General features: G+C 49.2%; 19 protein-coding genes. 18 read left to right on the forward strand and 1 reads right to left on the reverse strand.

Going from position 1 to position 17,588, the window contains the following annotated elements; translation table 11 throughout:
* Positions 1–56: 56 nt before the first annotated feature.
* The 10 genes from rho (at position 57) to spoIIR (ending at position 9,764) form a co-directional block, all read left to right on the forward strand.
* Positions 57–1,337: a transcription termination factor Rho gene (gene rho / locus HP398_RS18290; protein ID WP_017252384.1), complete on the forward strand. Its 1,281-nt coding sequence runs from the start codon at positions 57–59 to the stop codon at positions 1,335–1,337.
* 75 nt (positions 1,338–1,412) lie between these two features.
* Positions 1,413–2,315 carry a M23 family metallopeptidase gene (locus tag HP398_RS18295; protein WP_069851039.1) on the forward strand — a complete coding sequence of 301 codons (903 nt, stop codon included), beginning with the start codon at positions 1,413–1,415 and terminating at the stop codon, positions 2,313–2,315.
* Positions 2,316–2,385: 70 nt separating this feature from the next.
* Positions 2,386–3,651 carry a radical SAM family protein gene (locus HP398_RS18300; RefSeq protein ID WP_026043394.1) on the forward strand — a complete coding sequence of 422 codons (1,266 nt, stop codon included), beginning with the start codon at positions 2,386–2,388 and terminating at the stop codon, positions 3,649–3,651.
* Between the two features lie 106 nt (positions 3,652–3,757).
* Positions 3,758–3,955: a 50S ribosomal protein L31 gene (rpmE, locus tag HP398_RS18305; protein ID WP_017252381.1), complete on the forward strand. Its 198-nt coding sequence runs from the start codon at positions 3,758–3,760 to the stop codon at positions 3,953–3,955.
* Positions 3,956–4,041: 86 nt separating this feature from the next.
* Positions 4,042–5,496, forward strand: a complete 1,455-nt coding sequence (locus tag HP398_RS18310) for a cryptochrome/photolyase family protein (protein ID WP_173623325.1) — start codon at positions 4,042–4,044, stop codon at positions 5,494–5,496.
* A gap of 28 nt (positions 5,497–5,524) precedes the next feature.
* Positions 5,525–6,100 carry a thymidine kinase gene (locus tag HP398_RS18315; protein WP_017252379.1) on the forward strand — a complete coding sequence of 192 codons (576 nt, stop codon included), beginning with the start codon at positions 5,525–5,527 and terminating at the stop codon, positions 6,098–6,100.
* An 86-nt stretch (positions 6,101–6,186) separates the two neighbouring features.
* On the forward strand, positions 6,187–6,684 hold the full coding sequence (locus HP398_RS18320) for a Sporulation lipoprotein YhcN/YlaJ (Spore-YhcN-YlaJ) (RefSeq protein WP_017252378.1): 498 nt from the start codon (positions 6,187–6,189) through the stop codon (positions 6,682–6,684).
* Positions 6,685–6,919: 235 nt separating this feature from the next.
* On the forward strand, positions 6,920–7,996 hold the full coding sequence (gene prfA / locus HP398_RS18325; protein WP_017252377.1) for a peptide chain release factor 1: 1,077 nt from the start codon (positions 6,920–6,922) through the stop codon (positions 7,994–7,996).
* Positions 7,980–8,870 carry a peptide chain release factor N(5)-glutamine methyltransferase gene (gene prmC, locus HP398_RS18330; protein WP_173623326.1) on the forward strand — a complete coding sequence of 297 codons (891 nt, stop codon included), beginning with the start codon at positions 7,980–7,982 and terminating at the stop codon, positions 8,868–8,870. Before prfA ends, prmC begins: the two co-directional genes overlap by 17 nt.
* Positions 8,871–8,981: 111 nt before the next feature.
* Positions 8,982–9,764, forward strand: a complete 783-nt coding sequence (gene spoIIR / locus HP398_RS18335) for a stage II sporulation protein R (RefSeq protein ID WP_017252375.1) — start codon at positions 8,982–8,984, stop codon at positions 9,762–9,764.
* A gap of 57 nt (positions 9,765–9,821) precedes the next feature.
* Here the strand turns inward: spoIIR and HP398_RS18340 are convergent, their stop codons facing one another.
* Complete coding sequence (locus HP398_RS18340) at positions 9,822–10,619, reverse strand: DUF3298 and DUF4163 domain-containing protein (RefSeq protein WP_017252374.1); 798 nt, start codon at positions 10,617–10,619, stop codon at positions 9,822–9,824.
* A 230-nt stretch (positions 10,620–10,849) separates the two neighbouring features.
* Between HP398_RS18340 and HP398_RS18345 the strand changes: the two genes are divergently transcribed.
* The 8 genes from HP398_RS18345 (at position 10,850) to wecB (ending at position 17,502) form a co-directional block, all read left to right on the forward strand.
* Positions 10,850–11,929, forward strand: a complete 1,080-nt coding sequence (locus tag HP398_RS18345) for an L-threonylcarbamoyladenylate synthase (protein ID WP_173623327.1) — start codon at positions 10,850–10,852, stop codon at positions 11,927–11,929.
* A 56-nt stretch (positions 11,930–11,985) separates the two neighbouring features.
* A complete protein-coding gene (locus tag HP398_RS18350) occupies positions 11,986–12,546 on the forward strand; it encodes a manganese efflux pump MntP (RefSeq protein ID WP_017252372.1) in 561 nt (186 codons plus the stop codon).
* A gap of 33 nt (positions 12,547–12,579) precedes the next feature.
* Positions 12,580–13,050 (forward strand): low molecular weight protein arginine phosphatase, encoded by a 471-nt coding sequence (locus HP398_RS18355; RefSeq protein WP_017252371.1) that lies wholly within the window; start codon positions 12,580–12,582, stop codon positions 13,048–13,050.
* Positions 13,051–13,189: 139 nt separating this feature from the next.
* Positions 13,190–13,645 (forward strand): ribose 5-phosphate isomerase B, encoded by a 456-nt coding sequence (gene rpiB, locus HP398_RS18360; RefSeq protein ID WP_017252370.1) that lies wholly within the window; start codon positions 13,190–13,192, stop codon positions 13,643–13,645.
* Positions 13,646–14,215 carry a TIGR01440 family protein gene (locus tag HP398_RS18365; protein WP_173623328.1) on the forward strand — a complete coding sequence of 190 codons (570 nt, stop codon included), beginning with the start codon at positions 13,646–13,648 and terminating at the stop codon, positions 14,213–14,215.
* 58 nt (positions 14,216–14,273) lie between these two features.
* Entirely contained in the window at positions 14,274–15,524 is a 1,251-nt protein-coding gene (locus tag HP398_RS18370; RefSeq protein WP_017252368.1) for a serine hydroxymethyltransferase, read from the forward strand.
* A gap of 181 nt (positions 15,525–15,705) precedes the next feature.
* On the forward strand, positions 15,706–16,335 hold the full coding sequence (gene upp / locus HP398_RS18375; protein ID WP_007725492.1) for a uracil phosphoribosyltransferase: 630 nt from the start codon (positions 15,706–15,708) through the stop codon (positions 16,333–16,335).
* 18 nt (positions 16,336–16,353) lie between these two features.
* Complete coding sequence (wecB, locus tag HP398_RS18380; RefSeq protein WP_173623329.1) at positions 16,354–17,502, forward strand: non-hydrolyzing UDP-N-acetylglucosamine 2-epimerase; 1,149 nt, start codon at positions 16,354–16,356, stop codon at positions 17,500–17,502.
* Positions 17,503–17,588: the final 86 nt, after the last annotated feature.

A 17,588-nucleotide genomic window follows, 5' to 3' on the forward strand; every position in this document is an offset into this window, starting at 1 on the left:
TTCGCATTTATATGTTGAGCTAGGTTTTTTAAGAGTAAATAAAGAGTGGTGGATGTATGTTACTTTCTGAACTAGAAGAAAAGAAGCTGACCGATCTCTATAAGCTGGCCAAGGAATACCATATTCCGTACTACTCCCAGCTGAAGAAGAAGGAATTGATTTTCGCGATTCTTCGAGCACGGGCGGAGCGGGATGGTCTCATGTTTATGGAGGGGGTTCTCGAAATATTGCCGGAGGGATACGGCTTCCTCCGCCCCATTAACTATCTCCCTAGCTCGGAAGATATCTACATCTCCCAATCGCAGATTCGCCGTTTTGATCTGCGGATGGGGGATGTGGTATCAGGAAAAGCAAGACCACCGAAGGAGAATGAACGTTACTTTGGACTCCTTCAAGTAGAGGCAGTGAACGGAGAAGACCCTGAGACAGCCGCAGAGCGTCTTCATTTCCCCGCATTGACACCGTTGTATCCTCAAACCAAGCTTGTACTGGAGACAGCTCCTGCACGTGTTTCCACTCGCCTGATGGATCTTCTCTCTCCTGTTGGACTGGGTCAGCGTGGATTGATTGTGGCTCCGCCAAAAGCGGGGAAAACCATGCTGATCAAAGAGATTGCCAACAGCATTACCGAAAGCCGCCCGGATATCCACTTGTTTGTCTTGCTCATTGATGAGCGTCCGGAAGAGGTGACGGATATGCAGCGATCTGTCAAAGGAGAGGTGGTTGCCTCGACTTTTGACGAGTTGCCTGAGAATCACATCAAAGTTGCTGAGCTTGTCTTGGAGCGTGCAAAGCGATTGGTTGAGCACAAAAAAGACGTGGTGATCCTGCTGGATTCCATTACACGTCTCGCTCGTGCTTACAACTTGGTTATTCCTCCAAGTGGTCGAACATTGTCCGGTGGTATTGATCCGGCAGCCTTCCATCGTCCGAAGCGCTTTTTTGGTTCTGCGCGGAACATTGAAGAAGGCGGCAGCTTGACCATTTTGGCGACTGCTTTGGTTGAGACCGGCTCACGTATGGACGATGTGATCTATGAGGAGTTCAAAGGAACCGGAAACATGGAGCTTCATTTGGATCGCAAGCTGGCGGAGCGCAGAATTTTCCCGGCGATCGATATCCGTCGTTCGGGTACGCGTCGCGAAGAGCTTTTGCTCACCAAAGAAGAGCTGGATAAGCTGTGGATGATCCGGAAGAACATGAATGAAACAAATGAGTTTGTCGACTCCTTTATTAAAAAGTTGGCAGATACAAAAACAAACGAAGAATTTTTGCAAACCCTTGAGTCTAAGCAACAGGGCAGAGGGAAAGCAGCTAGCACGACGGTGAGTTCATGATGACTCACCGTCATTTTTTTTGTGGCGTTAGCATACCGTTAGGAAGGGAGCTGGAAAAGAAGGAGGAGATGCTTTGTGGAGTACGTGCAAGTTAGCGCTCCGGTGGAGTCACAGATGGAAGCAAAAAAAGCTGTCGTGGAGCAGGCGTTATTTCAAGCGTTTAATCCCTATGCCAGTCTGGCTTCACCTGCACCAGCGACAAAAGGAAATTCAGTGATGTACGCTGTTCGGCAAGGAGATACGCTATCCGGTATTGCCCAGCGTTACGGTCTTTCTTTAAAAAATCTGGTAGAGGCTAATAGCATTACGAACCCCCATCTTTTAAGCGTGGGCATGAAGCTAATCATCAAGCGTGATGAAGTCGGACATATGGTGAAACGCGGAGAAACACTGGATTACATAGCAAGGCGGTACGGTGTAAGTCGGGAATCGTTAATCGAACGAAATCCGCTGCTAAAATGGCTGTCGGACAACCTGTATGTAGGGCAGGTTGTGTATGTCCCCATCGCTAAAGGCAATCCGATGTTGGGCAACGATCCTCAGCAGAAGCGAAGTGCCGTTCAAGCGGCAAGTCGGCAAGTCATCACGAGGATTCGCGCTGGTCTAAGTTGGCCTGTCAGAGAAGCTACGATTACAAGCGGATTTGGAGCGCGTTGGGGAAAAACACACAAGGGTGTGGATTTGTGGAATGAACAGGAATCAAAGACCCCGATCTTGGCAGCGAGGGCAGGAGTTGTTGTGGAGGCAGGCGCCAACCGGTCAGGGTACGGGCGGATGGTCGTGATTGATCACGGCGATGGCTTGCAAACCTTTTATGCCCATATGCGTCTGTTGCTGGTGTCACCTGGTCAAAACGTAGAAGCGGGTGAGATATTGGGATACATGGGGCAAACGGGTAATTCTACGGGGTACCACTTGCACTTTGAAGTGCGACAGGATGATGTGCCGATCAATCCACTTCCCTATCTTGGCAGGTAACCCTATACAATTTACATTGCTTTTTCAATGCGATACAATGGGCAAAGCAAAGAAGCGAGGCGATTTTCCCATGTATTTAGTTTACGCAGATGAAAAAGGCAATGTATACGACCACCCAGGTCTTTTTGCAGTGGCTCGTAACGGAGATATATTGACAGAAATTCTGGAAGAAGAACTGATCCCACTCCCAGAAGGATCGACGTTGGTTAGTTTGCCGGACACCGAGCCGATCGGAATGGACCCTGACACAGGGGAAATGGTCAAGTTGGATGGCTGTACAGCAGTAGGCGCACTTGTGCCACAAGGAATTACAAGACTCTTGCTGCCAGGCTACGTGAAAACGAACAAGGAAAGCAAGCTGCCATTGTTCGGCTACTCCGCAGTTGTCTGGAAGGATAACCGTTTCTGGGTAACGGGTCGAGCGAGTGACGATATTTACAAATGGGACCCGTTGAACTTCCCGATGGATGAACTGCGCCAGCGAGTGGCAAAGACGTTGGAGACGTTTCCGCAAAACCGCATTTTGAACCACTTGTCCCACTGTGCGTTGGAATACGAATGCTTAACGGCCTCCAATAACTTTTTCAACCGCTGGGAAGGCAGCTTGCCTGTTTCCTATACCTGTAATGCAGGGTGCTACGGCTGTATTTCCGAGCAACCAGATGACAGTGGATTCCCTTCTCCACAGACGCGGATGAATTTCAAGCCGACAGAGGACGAGCTGGTGGAAGTCATGCTGCACCATCTGAAGACACCGGAGAGCATCATCAGCTTTGGACAGGGTTGTGAGGGTGAGCCTTCTACGATGGCTTCCATCATTGTTCCTGCTATGCGTCGGGTACGGGAAACGACAGATATGGGCTTTATCAACATCAATACGAATGCGGGCTTGACGGATCACATCAAAGGCATTGTCGATGCTGGTCTTGATCTGATGCGCGTGAGTATTATCAGCGCGATTGACGAACACTATAATGCTTACTATCGCCCGCGCAACTACACGTTGGAAAATGTAGCGCGTTCTGCTGAGTACGCTGCATCCAAGGGTGTGTATACGTCCATTAACTACTTGTGCTTCCCTGGTGTATTTGACCGCGAAGAGGAAATGGAAGCGATGATCGAGTTCATCCGCAGAACAGGCATTAAGCTGATTCAGCTGCGGAATCTGAATATCGATCCAGAGAGTTATCTGGCGATGATTCCAAAAGCGCAAGGCGAAGTATTCGGCATGAAGCAAGCCATCGAAATTTATCAGCAGGAACTGCCCGATGTTGTAATCGGTTCGTTTACACATATTCCTCCAGATCAACTCCAGCGCAGGAAAAACATGGCGTAATCGGCCAACCAGTTGCATTTCGGCAGTGTTTCATGCTACTATCTGATATGTGTTTATATAACTCTGTTTCGGCAAACGATTCAGGGCGGAAAGAGGTGTAGAAGAGATGAAACAAAACATTCATCCTAAGTACAACGTAGTTACAGTTAGCTGCGCATGCGGTAACGAATTTGAATCCGGTTCCGTGAAACAAGCGTTGAAAGTGGAGATCTGCTCCAACTGCCATCCTTTCTTCACAGGAAAACAAAAATTCGTTGATGCAGGCGGCCGTGTAGACCGTTTCAAACGCAAATACAATCTGTAAGTATCAGAATGTATGGGAACAACCAGGTAGAGCAATCTGCCTGGTTTTGTCTTTTTCTAGCACTAATTTTTTCGGGAGGACAAACGATGACTGCTATCGTCTGGTTCCGTCGGGATCTGCGCTTGCATGACCATGCTGCTCTGCACGCAGCTATGCCCACAGGCGATCCGATTATTCCTGTTTATATAGTGGAGGATTCGCTTTGTCGTTCTGCGGTTGTAGGAGATAAGCGACTGCATGCGAATTTTGCCGCGATAGCTGCACTCGGCGATACTTTGGCTCAACTGGGAGGACGCCTCTTGATTCGCCACGGCAACCCACAGCAAGTGCTCTGTCAATTAGCGCAAGAGACGGGTGCAGATAAGTTGTTTTTCAATCGGGATTATACGCCAGAGGCTCGCAAGCGAGACGAGCTCGTGTCAGAAGTGTTGAGCCGTCTAGGCGTGTTTGTACATACATGCAAGGATCTGGTTTTGCATGAGCCCGGGGAAATTATGACGAAGCAGCGGACACCGTATGCCGTATTTACACCTTATCGCCGCGTTTGGCAGACGCTGACCAAAGATAGACCGTTTTCTCAGCCGACAAGATGGAATCTATTTGAGCGGTTGAAGGAGTTGGCGAGTGAACCAGTTCCTACTATGGAAGCGTTTGGACGGCAACGACCGATCGGCCCCGAGTGGGAAATGGAGCAGTTCGGGGAGCTAGCGGCACGTAAACGATTGCAGCAATTTTTAGATGGAGACATTTATACGTATAAAGAACGACGCGACATGCCAGGGGTAAATGCGACCTCCCGGCTGTCTTTTGCCCTAAACGCAGGTACGCTGTCTATAAGAACGGTGTATCATAGCGTACAGGAAGTGCTTGCTTCCGCGCGGGGTGAGCAGGTTACCTCGATCGAAGCTTTTCTTACGGAACTCATTTGGAGAGAATTTTATCAGCAGGTGCTCTATTTCCATCCGCACACGACTGACCATGCCTACCTGCCACAATTTGAAACGGTCGCTTGGGAAAATAGGAAGGATCTATTTACCCGTTGGTGTCATGGGGAGACGGGCTACCCGATTGTCGACGCTGCCATGAAGCAGTTGAATGAGACGGGTTGGATGCACAATCGGCTGCGGATGATTACCGCTTCTTTTTTGACAAAGGATTTGCTCGTGGATTGGCGTTGGGGAATGGCCTATTTTGCACAGCAGTTGATCGATTTCGATGAAGCGGCAAACATCGGGGGCTGGCAGTGGAGTGCTTCGACTGGTACCGATGCGCAACCGTATTTTCGGATCTTTCATCCTGTCACACAAGGGGAAAAGTTTGATCCAGACGGCATTTTCGTCAAAAAATATCTTCCCGTATTGCGTGAAGTACCTCTACAATATATTCATAAACCGTGGGACATGCCGGAGCATATCCAAGAGCAAGCAGGCTGTAAGATTGGCTTCGACTATCCGATTCCGTGTGTGGACCATGCACAAAGAAGAAAGCTGGCCATGGCCTTGTTTCAAGAGGCAAAAGACCGCCATCAAAAGACTGAGTAATGACTTTTAGGCAAAGGGAGATAGAGACGTGGCACAACTATATTTTCGGTATGGAGCGATGAATGCTTCCAAATCCATTCAATTATTGACCGTTGCCCACAACTACGAGCAATCGGGGAAAAAAGTAGTAGTGTTTACTCCAGCAGTGGATGATCGCTATGGCGTGGGAAAAGTTGCTTCGCGTGTTGGGATTAGCCGAGAAGCGATTCCGATTAACGAAGAGACCGATCTGTATCAAATCGTAGAGGCAGAGTCAGTCAAGCCGCATTGCGTGTTGGTTGACGAGGCTCAGTTCATCAGCCGCCACCATGTGGATCAGCTCGTCAGGATTGTAGACAAGCTGGGCATCCCTGTAATCGTTTATGGCTTGTTGAAAAACTTCAAGAATGAGCTCTTCCCTGGCAGCGCCGCCCTGTTGTGCGAGGCTGACAAAGTAGAAGAGATTAAAACCGTCTGTGTTTACTGCAATAAAAAGGCGACGCATATTCTCAAGTTCAAAAATGGACAACCCGTCTACGCTGGCGAGACGATTGAAATTGCTGGAAATGATACGTACAGCAGCGTCTGTCGCAAGCATTACTATACGCCTCCAGTTGTCGAATAAAGAAAGCAGAAGCCACCCCCTGTTTGTCCCGTGCATGAGCCCAAGAGGCGATGCGCAGACTAAGCAAAACAGGAGGTGGCTTTTTCATGCGGACACAGCCTTTTTGGCGAAGCGCGTTGGTCATACTGGGCGTGGTGACACTGACTTCTGCTCTCACCGTCGGTTGCGGTGGAAATACGGCTAAGCAACAGGGCTATCGTACGGATATGAGGAATACGCAGCACAATATGAAGGTCAGAGGGGATCAAAGCGGAAATACGCTGCAAGGCCGTACCCCTGTTGCTGCTGATCGCGACTCGCTAATGGGGCGCAATCAAAACCCGAACATGGTTACTGGTAAAACGAATGTGCGCAATACGCCAGTCGAAGTGACGAATATGGAGAGGACCGCTATGTCGGTGAAAGGTGTGGAAAATGCACGCATCACACTCAGCGATGCCAATGCATATGTTACTCTTGACCTTGTGCATAACATCACTGCGAATCAAGCGCGTACCATCGAGCAGCAGGTGATTTCACTTCTACGAGAAAGAATTCCAAACTACGATTTTCACTTAACCTCGCATGACGGTTACCATCGCTGACAGGTGAGCAGGACGTATGTAGCAAGGCTCGGCATAGCCGGGCCTGTTTGGCATCGGTAAAACATTTCCAGTAATAATGCGCTTTGACTTCTTGCGACATTCCTCCTATAATTTATCTGTTATAACCGTTTTTATGGTAGATAGCATTTTATCGCAATTCATATCTAACATACATGCTACCAAGGCTTCGCCTGCGCCAAAAGGCTATTATTCTTTGCGATGGGGTGAAATAAAAATGTTTACACGCTTATCTGCAGTCGAAGAGCGTTTTGAAGAAGTAACGAATCTCCTATGTGACCCCGACGTCATTAGTGATACAAAACGCTTGCGTGAACTGTCTAAGGAACAATCTTCGTTGGAAGAGACGGTAACGACATACCGTGAATATAAATCAGTGGTGAGTCAAATCGATGACGCCAAAGCGATGCTCGAAGAAAAACTGGATGACGAGATGCGTGAAATGGTCAAGCTCGAGCTCAATGAATTGTCATCACGCAAGGAACAACTGGAAGATCGTTTGAAGATCCTGTTGCTTCCAAAAGACCCGAACGATGAGAAAAACGTCATTGTGGAAATCCGCGGTGCTGCGGGCGGCGATGAAGCTGCACTGTTTGCAGCGGTGCTTTTCCGTATGTACACTCGTTTTGCGGAGCGCAACGCTTTTAAAATTGAAGTGCTGGAGGCAAGCCCAACCGATATCGGTGGATACAAAGAAATTGTCTTCTCGCTGTCTGGTCGCGGTGCTTACAGCAAAATGAAATTCGAAAGCGGCGCGCATCGTGTGCAACGCATCCCGGCTACTGAGTCCGGTGGACGCATCCATACTTCTACTGCGACTGTACTGGTTCTGCCAGAAGCAGAAGACGTGGAAGTGGAAGTACACGAAAAAGATATCCGCATCGATACGTTCTGCTCCAGTGGTGCGGGCGGTCAGAGCGTTAACACGACCAAGTCTGCGGTTCGCGTAACGCATATTCCTACAGGGATCATGGTTTCTTGTCAGGACGAGAAATCCCAGCATTCCAACAAAGACAAGGCGCTGCGTGTATTGCGCGCACGTCTGTATGATTTCTACATGCAACAACAAAATGCGGAAGCAGATGCTACGCGCAAAAGCTTGGTGGGTACTGGTGACCGAAGCGAGCGCATCCGCACTTACAACTATCCACAAAGCCGCGTGACCGACCACCGCATCGGTCTGACCCTGCACCGACTGGAATCGGTATTGGAAGGCGAATTGGATGAAGTGATCGACAACCTGATCCTGCATGAACAAACGGAGCTTTTGAAAAGCCATGCACACTCAGCTTGATTGGTCTGATGTCACGACGATTCGAGAAGCCCTATTACGGGCTTCTTCCTTTTTGCGGGAAAAAGGGACAAAGGATCCTTTGTTCGAAGCGGAGCTAATGATTCGTCATTGTCTCGACTGGGATCGGACGCGCTTTTTAATGGGGATGACGGATTCAATCGATGCAGAAACATTGGTGAAGCTGGACGGACTATGCGTGCGCCGGGCGAATAACGAGCCACTGCAATACATGTTTGGCGAACAGGAGTTTTACGGTCGTCCTTTTACGGTACGACCAGGTGTGCTGATCCCAAGACCGGAAACGGAAATCCTGGTGGAGCAAGTGATGGCTGCTGCAGCAAAGCTCTGGCCTGAGCGGGAAGAGCTAGCGGTGGTGGATATCGGCACAGGGAGCGGAGCCATCTGCATTACGCTCGCGTTAGAAAAACCGCAATGGCGCGTGACTACGGTGGACCTGTCTCCTGAGGCAACGGCAATCGCACGGGAAAATGCAAGTCGTCTTGGTGCAGGTGTCCGCTTTCTACAAGGGGATTTGGTGCAACCGCTTTTGGAAGCAGGCGAAAAGGTAGACATCCTCGTGTCCAATCCACCTTATATCCCGAGTCGCGATGTCGAGGAGCTGGACGATGAAGTACGCGTACATGAACCTCGCTTGGCTTTGGATGGCGGTGAAGATGGTCTAGATTGCTACCGTCGACTGTGTGAGGCGCTGCCGAATCTATTGAAAGAAAGAGCGGTCGCAGCGTTTGAGGTAGGCATTTATCAGGCTGGGGATGTAGCGGCATTGATGAGGGCATCCGGTGTCATGGATGAGGTAGAGATTGTTCCGGATTTGGCGGGGATCGAGCGGGTCGTTATCGGAGTAAGACGATAGCACTTGCTCGTCTCGCCTTTTTTACATATGGAATGAATGTTTGAAATCGTGTGAATCCGTCCATACTGATTGCTAAAGAGAGAAGATCAGTATAGAGGGAGACGGATAACGATGAAACGGATGTTATTGATGGCATTTAGCCTGTTTGTACTTATGATGAGCTGGGAGGGGCAGCTTACTTCGGCCAATGTGTTGGATAATGGGCCGATCCCTCAGGAATCCGTTCGCTTGCGTATTATTGCGAACAGCGATTCTGTCCAAGACCAATGGTTGAAGCGCGAAGTCAGAGATGCCATTATCGCTCAAATGAATACATGGGCGGACGATATCGAGACTTTGGAGGAAGCAGAGCAAGTGATTCAATCACAATTGCCTGTCCTGCAACAAGTCGTAGACAAGACGATCAAGGAACGCGGTTTTTCGTATAAAGCTGTAGTCGATTTCGGCGAAGTCCCTTTTCCGACGAAGCTGTACGGCTCTTATGTGTATCCTGCGGGTAACTACCGAGCAGTCCGTGTACAAATTGGAGAGGCAAAAGGCCAAAACTGGTGGTGTGTCCTGTTCCCACCGCTCTGCTTTATTGACATGTCCAATGGCGACGCTGTACAAGCAGAGCCAACTCCAGAGCCTGAAGAATCAGAGCAACCGACAGCAGCTGTATCCGAAGAAGATGAAAACTACGATCGACTTGATAGAAAGCAAGTAGCGGTTGCACCCCTAGAAGAGAACGAAGTAGGGCAACATTCCGAATCAAATAAAGTGGACGCTGAACAAACAAAAGTAGAGCTAGAAAAGTCCGAAGAGATAGAAAAAGTAGAAGAAGCAACTGCCTCTGCTCCTAAAGTAGAAGTGAGATTTTACTTATGGGAAAAAATCGAGAGCTGGCTCTCCTAAGCTGGACATAAAAAACGACACCCGCCGCATGTGCAGGTGTCGTTTTGAATGGCTCTATTACTTTTTGAACAAAGCCTCACGAATCTCAGACTTCAACAAATCTTGGTAACGCTGAGCAGGGATCGCGAACTCTGGCATTCCCGCTGCATAGGCGGCAATTTCGTATTGACCAAAATGGATCATCAGGTTGCCATCTTTAAAGGAGAAGCCTTGATCCTCTCTGATGCTTTCAAATCCATCGTAAGGATTAAAGCCATCCTCCTCGGTTTCTTCTTTTATTTGTTGCAAAATGATTTGATTGAAAATGGTACGGTAGTCATGGCCAGACTGGAACAGGTCAGCCAGCTTCAATTGTTTTGATTTGGGTTGATTATCGATGTTGTAATACGAAACATCCGTCATGCCATGTGCTCCGCCTGTATAAATGTACGTCTGTACGGAGAAAGAAACGAGATTACCAGCATGGTATACCTCATAGGAGATGTCGAGTGCATGAGGACGTGGCTCCCATCCGTTTTTTTTCGCTTCTGCCGCATCTTCTTTGCCGGCTTTTTGTCCTTCCGCCAAGCCTGTTTGTGCTTCTTTTAGCAGAGTAGCGTTCAGTTTTGCTTCAAAAGCTTTATCCTTCATCCCGCTAATCACTGGGATGGATACTTTACCTTGAAATTCTTTCGTATCGACCGTAATGGTTTTTGGTGTGAACACGACACCGTTAGCTTTTGGCTTTGGCGCTTGTACAGCAGGCTTTGTGGAGGTTGCAGGTGAAGCTGGTGCTGCAAATACTGGAGCAGCGACAGCTGTTAACAATACAGCTGTTCCAAGCAGGCTGGAAGCTAAGGATTTAAAAGATGACATATCATTCACGGTCCTTTCGATAAAGGGAAAGTTATTGTTTTGTTTTCGTGTTCATTCTACTACACGGTTGAGACGGATGAAGTTAAAAAAAGGTAACAATGTTCTCTTTTCCACGCTGTTCAGAAAAGTTATTCACAAGTTACCCACAGCCTGTTGAAAACTTTTTGGTGCACATCTATACTTAAGGCACTCCTTACCAAGAAACGAGCTAGAGAAAGGATTTTTTAACGATGGAAATGAATTTTGTGACAAAAGCCTGGTCTGTGGATAACGATGTGGAAAATCAGCATAGTTGTGCACAGATTGTGGATGCAGCCCGTTTTCTTCGAGAAGGGGCAGTTGTCGCGTTTCCCACGGAGACGGTTTACGGCTTGGGAGCGAATGCATTATCAAATGAAGCAGTGGAAAAAATATTTACAGCAAAAGGCAGACCCAGCGATAATCCGCTGATTGTACATATTGGGGCGTGGGACCAGTTGTCCACAGTAGCAAGTGAGGTTCCGGAGAAAGGGAAAAAGCTGATGGAGGCATTTTGGCCTGGCCCGTTGACGGTGATTTTGCCAAAAACGGATCAAGTAGCTTCGCTGGTAACGGCAGGTCTGGAATCAGTCGGGGTTCGCATGCCTGATCATCCGATTGCCTTGGCTTTGATCAAGGAAGCGGGGGTACCGATTGCAGCTCCAAGTGCCAATCGCTCTGGACGTCCGAGTCCAACGACAGCGGCGCATGTATTGGCTGACTTGGATGGACGCGTAGCAGGTGTGGTCGATGGTGGGGCAACAGGTGTTGGGGTAGAATCTACGGTTATTGATGTTACGCAGGACCCGCCCATGATTCTGCGCCCAGGCGGCATCACACGGGAGCAAATGGAACCAGTGATTGGCTACGTGGAGCTCGACCCTTCTTTTCAAGTGGGAGCAGCCGAGGCACCGCGCTCTCCAGGGATGAAATATACGCATTACGCTCCTGAAGGCGAAATGTGGCTCGTGTCAGGAGAGAGTGAAAAAGTTCGGGCGAAAATGGAAGACATGCTGCAACAGGCGAAGCAGCACGGTCAAAAAACGGGTGTGCTGGCAACGGAAGAAACAGTTTCCTTTTGGCAAAGTCACGCGGCGGCAGATGTCGTTCTTGTGGTCGGATCACAAGCGGATCTGGAAATGGTTGCCCAACAGCTTTATGCTGTGCTGCGAGAATTCGACGATCAAGAGGTGCAGTATATAGTCGGTGAGACTTTCCCGCGAAACGGGTTGGGTATGGCCGTAATGAATCGCTTGGAAAAGGCTGCTGGAGGCCGAGTCTTGTCCGTGTAAACCTGTCCTAAACTCCCCCTTGTCCGCATAAGGTGAAGAGACGGGAGGGGAGCTGCTTGGATCAGGTGTTATTTCAATGGGGGCAATTTTTGACGTTGCTCATTATTGCTTTCGCCTTAAGTATGGATGCCTTTTCGTTGGGAATTGGCGTAGGGATGGTCGGGATTCGGTTACGAGAGATTATCAAAGTGAGTATCACCATCGGACTGTTTCACATTATGATGCCGATCATCGGGATTGTTGTTGGAGCATACTTGTCCGATTTGGTTGGAGATATAGCCGTGTTTATTGGCGGCGGTGTCCTGATGATCATCGGCTTGCATATGCTATGGAATGGTTTCGTCCAAGGGGATCAAAAAAGTGTATTGAAGACAAAAGGGTTCGGACTTATGCTCTTCGCATTAAGTGTCAGCCTGGATGCTTTCACCGTCGGTTTCTCGTTCGGCTTGATCGAGGTCAATAGAATTTTGGCCATCTCCCTTTTTGGAATAATGGGTGCCACCATGTCCTACTTCGGTTTATTGTTAGGCAGGAGTGTGGGAGGGTGGCTTGGGGATTATAGCGAATTAGTAGGTGGACTTATTTTGTTTGGTTTTGGGTTAAAATTTATGATATAACCGGACTAATTAATAGGAGAGGAGGAACGATACGTGAAACGGATACTTTTCGTCTGTACGGGAAATACGTGCCGAAGCCCAATGGCAGAAGCGTTGTTCCGTTCGAAGACAGATGGACAGGGGCTTGAGATACGCTCAGCAGGAGTGGCGGCATTTGCCGGTCAGGATGCCTCCTTGCACGCCAAACAAGTATTAGAAGAACGAGGAGTTGCCCACGATCATAAGGCCAGCAAGGTAGACGAAGGGTTGATTGAATGGTCTGATGTCATTTTGACGATGACGCACGGTCACAAGCGAGCGATCCTGACGTATTTCCCCTCAGCGGCTGAAAAGGTGCATACCCTGCAGGAGTTCGTTGGGATAGAAGGCTTTAGTGATATTGCTGATCCGTATGGGGGATCACTGATGGATTATCGCAGGTGTGCCGAAGAAATCGAAGAGTCACTGGAAAGGCTCTCATTGATGCTCAAGGACCCAGGTCTTCGTAAATCAGTGGATGAATAGGGTGCTGGTATATAGCCAGGGCCTTGTTTTTTGCGAGAGTACGAACGATTTTTAGTCATTTGATAAAAATGTTCACTTTTTACTTATTGTTTTTTGATGTATACTAGACGAAGATTATGAGACAAGCGAGGGATGACAGATGAAAGTAGCACTTGCTGCTGATCACGGTGGATACAAGCTAAAAGAGGAGATCAAGTCTCTGCTGGCCTCCATGAACATCCAGACGGAAGACTTCGGCTGCACCTGCGAGGAATCGGTTGATTATCCCGATTATGCTTTGCCAGTAGCGGAAAAGGTGGCAGCGGGGGAGTTTGATCGAGGCATTCTCGTTTGCGGAACAGGTATCGGCATGTCGATCGCAGCCAACAAGGTTCCAGGCATCCGTTGTGCACTTGTGCATGATACGTTTTCTGCACGCGCTACCCGTGAGCATAACAACACCAATGTGTTGGCGATGGGTGAGCGTGTCATTGGACCGGGTCTTGCGCTTGATATCGTGAAAATTTGGTTGGAAACAGAGTTTCAAGGTGGTCGCCACGAGCGTCGTGTGGAAAAGATTTCCCAAATTGAAGCGAAGCATGCGGGAGTGAAGTAAGTGGATTTATCCGCTATCGAAAAACAAATCAGTGACATTGTCGAAGAAGTAGCTGATATGGCAGAGCTGAAAGCCGGGCAACTCATGGTGATTGGGTGCAGTACCAGCGAGGTGCTCGGGGAGCATATCGGTAAAGCTGGCAGCCAAGATGTAGCGAAGGCTCTGTATCGTGGGATTCAATCTGTTGTAGAAAAGCGCGGCTTTGCTGTTGCCTTCCAATGTTGTGAACATTTGAACAGGGCTCTGGTCGTCGAGCGTGATGTTGCATTGCGATACGGACTGGAAGAGGTCTCGGTTGTTCCCGTTCCGACTGCTGGAGGCTCTATGGCTGCGCATGCGTTTACACAGTTCACGGATGCAGCCGTTGTGGAGCACATTCGCGCGCACGCAGGCATTGATATCGGCCATACGCTGATCGGCATGCATCTGAAGCATGTGGCAGTACCGGTGCGTCCAACACAGCGTCTCGTTGGACAAGCTCATGTTACGGCAGCGCGTACGCGTCCTAAGCTGATTGGCGGACCGCGTGCCGTGTATGAGAAGACACCATCGAATGAAAGCTGCACGTAAAAAGAATGTGGGACAAGCCCACTTTATGATCACGAACTTTTAAGGAGGAGAAACTATTATGCTAGATTTTTTGCGTAATCAAGACCCGCAAGTCATGGAAGCCGTTCAACTGGAGCTCGGAAGACAACGCGACAAGATTGAGCTGATTGCTTCTGAGAACTTCGTAAGCCGCGCAGTTATGGAAGCAATGGGAACCGTTTTGACGAATAAATACGCAGAAGGATATCCAGGTCGCCGCTATTACGGTGGTTGCGAGTATGTGGATATCGTGGAAAACATTGCGCGCGACCGCGTAAAAGAAATTTTTGGCGCTGAGCATGCAAACGTACAACCACACTCCGGTGCTCAGGCGAACATGGCTGTATACTTCACCATTCTTCAGCCAGGCGATACTGTGTTGGGAATGAACCTGTCCCACGGTGGTCACTTGACGCATGGTAGTGCAGTAAACTTCTCCGGTACTCTGTACAATTTCGTTGATTACGGTGTAGACGAAGATACGCACCTGATCAACTATGAAGTTGTTCGTGCAAAAGCGTTGGAGCACAAGCCAAAACTGATCGTTTGCGGTGCGAGTGCCTATCCGCGTACGATTGATTTTGCCAAGTTCCGTGAGATCGCGGATGAAGTGGGCGCGTACTTCATGGTGGATATGGCGCATATCGCTGGTCTGGTTGCGGCAGGTCTGCATCCAAACCCAGTACCGCACGCGCATTTCGTTACTTCTACGACGCACAAGACTCTGCGTGGACCACGTGGCGGTTTGATTTTGTGCAAGGAAGAATTCGCGAAAGGCATCGACAAATCCGTATTCCCAGGCGTTCAAGGTGGTCCGTTGATGCACGTCATCGCAGCAAAAGCGGTTGCCTTCGGCGAAAACCTGCAACCAGAGTTCAAGGATTACGCAGCTCGCATCATCAAGAATGCACGTGCATTTGCTGAGGCGCTGACTGCGGAAGGTCTGACGCTCGTTTCCGGCGGAACGGATAACCACCTCGTATTGGTTGATGTAAGCAAAATCGGCCTGACAGGTAAAGTAGCTGAGCATTTGTTGGACGAAGTAAGCATTACCACAAACAAAAATACCATTCCTTACGATACACAAAGCCCGTTTGTTACAAGCGGTGTGCGCATGGGTACGCCAGCAGTAACGAGCCGCGGTTTTGATGAGGAAGCGATGAAAGAAGTTGCAGCAATTATCGCTCTGACATTGAAAAACCCAGAGGATGCTGCGAAGCACGAAGAAGCACGCCAACGTGTGGCAGCTTTGTGCCAACGTTTCCCGATGTACGAAGGATTGAATATCTAAGCAAGCCAACGAGAAGCAGACCCAGTGGAAATTTTCCCATACGGGTCTGCTTTTTTTCCACTTCCCGGCTGTAGCTAGGGATCGAGGATGCGAAAAAGTACGAAGATTAGGCAAATTGACGGCGTCACTCTCACCCGCTATTATAGAAAGGATGCATTGATAGGGAAACGGAGGAAATGACATGAGCCGTGTATATGTGTTTGACCATCCGCTGATTCAGCATAAAGTTACGTATATTCGTGACAAGAATACAGGGACCAAGGAATTTCGCGAACTGGTAGATGAAGTGACGACTCTGATGGGCTATGAAATTACTCGTGATATGCCGTTGGAGCAAACCACCATCGAAACGCCAGTGGCTACCTGTCAGTCGAACGTAATTGCTGGTAAAAAAGTAGGGCTGGTACCGATTCTGCGCGCTGGTCTTGGTATGGTGGATGGCCTGATGAGGCTGATCCCTGCTGCCAAAGTAGGACACGTAGGTCTTTACCGTGATCCGGAAACCCTACAGCCTGTTGAGTATTATGTGAAGCTGCCATCCGATGTTGCTGAGCGTGAGTTGATCGTAACTGACCCAATGCTGGCGACTGGGGGCTCTGCTGTTGCTGCTCTTACTGCTTTGAAAAAACGTGGAGCGAAAAACTTGAAGCTGATGTGCCTCATCGCTGCTCCAGAAGGCATCAAGCTGGTTCAGGACGAGCATCCTGATGTAGATATTTACGTAGCAGCTGTTGATGAATATTTAAACGACCATGGATACATCGTGCCAGGATTGGGCGATGCGGGTGACCGCTTGTACGGCACGAAGTAGTCGGAGAGGGAAAAACGTATGAAAACTGTAAAAGTAATGACGGTATTCGGAACACGTCCAGAAGCGATCAAAATGGCGCCGCTTGTCCATGAATTGAACAAGCACAGTGAACAGATCGAATCGGTCGTTTGCGTGACGGCCCAACATCGTCAAATGCTCGATCAGGTTTTGGACATTTTTGATATTCAACCAGACATTGATTTGAACATCATGAAGGATCGCCAAACGTTAGTGGGTGTGACCACTCGCGCATTGGAGAGCCTGGATGAAACGATGAAGGAAGTAAAACCGGACATTGTCCTCGTACACGGGGATACGACAACCACTTTTGTGGCGAGTCTGGCTGCTTTTTATAATCAAGTCGCGATCGGACACGTGGAAGCGGGCTTGCGCACATGGGACAAGTACTCGCCGTTCCCGGAAGAGATGAACCGTCAGTTGACAGGTGTAATGGCTGACCTGCACTTCTCTCCGACCGATGGATCGGCTGACAATCTTCGTCGCGAAGCAAAGCCGGAAGAGAGCATCTACGTGACAGGAAACACAGCAATTGACGCGCTGAAAACAACGGTTCGCGAGGATTACACGCATCCGGTACTTGATCGCGTAGCTGGTCAGAAGCTGGTGCTGATGACGGCACACCGCCGCGAAAATTTGGGCGAGCCGATGCGCCGTATTTTCCGTGCAGTTCGAAGACTAGTGGACGAGCATCCTGAGATTGCTGTTGTGTATCCGGTTCACTTGAATCCTGCTGTACAAGAAGTAGCGCAGGAGATTCTCGGAAACCACGATCGCATTTCGTTGATCGAACCATTGGATGCCCTTGATTTCCACAACTTCGCTCGTCGTGCCCATCTCATCCTGACCGATTCTGGCGGGGTGCAGGAGGAAGCGCCGTCTCTTGGCGTACCAGTCCTGGTTCTGCGCGATACGACAGAACGTCCTGAGGGGATTGAAGCAGGCACGTTGAAGCTCGTGGGAACTGACGAAGAGCAAGTTTATGCAATGGCAAAAGAATTGCTGACCAACCAAGCGGCTTACGATGCAATGGCGCACGCTGTCAACCCGTACGGGGATGGCGAGGCTTCCCGTCGAATCGTAGAAGCAATCCTCTATCATTTTGGTTTGCGAGCTGAACAGCCAGAGCCTTTCAAACCAGGTCAGTAACATACAGCTAGGAAAACCCGCCAGGTACCGTTCGTCAAAACCGGGCGGGTTTCTTGTTGGTAACGGGAATTTTTTTGGTTTCGAAG

Origin of the sequence: Brevibacillus sp. HB1.4B (genome assembly GCF_013284285.1) — a bacterium.
GTDB classification, from domain to species: domain Bacteria; phylum Bacillota; class Bacilli; order Brevibacillales; family Brevibacillaceae; genus Brevibacillus; species Brevibacillus porteri.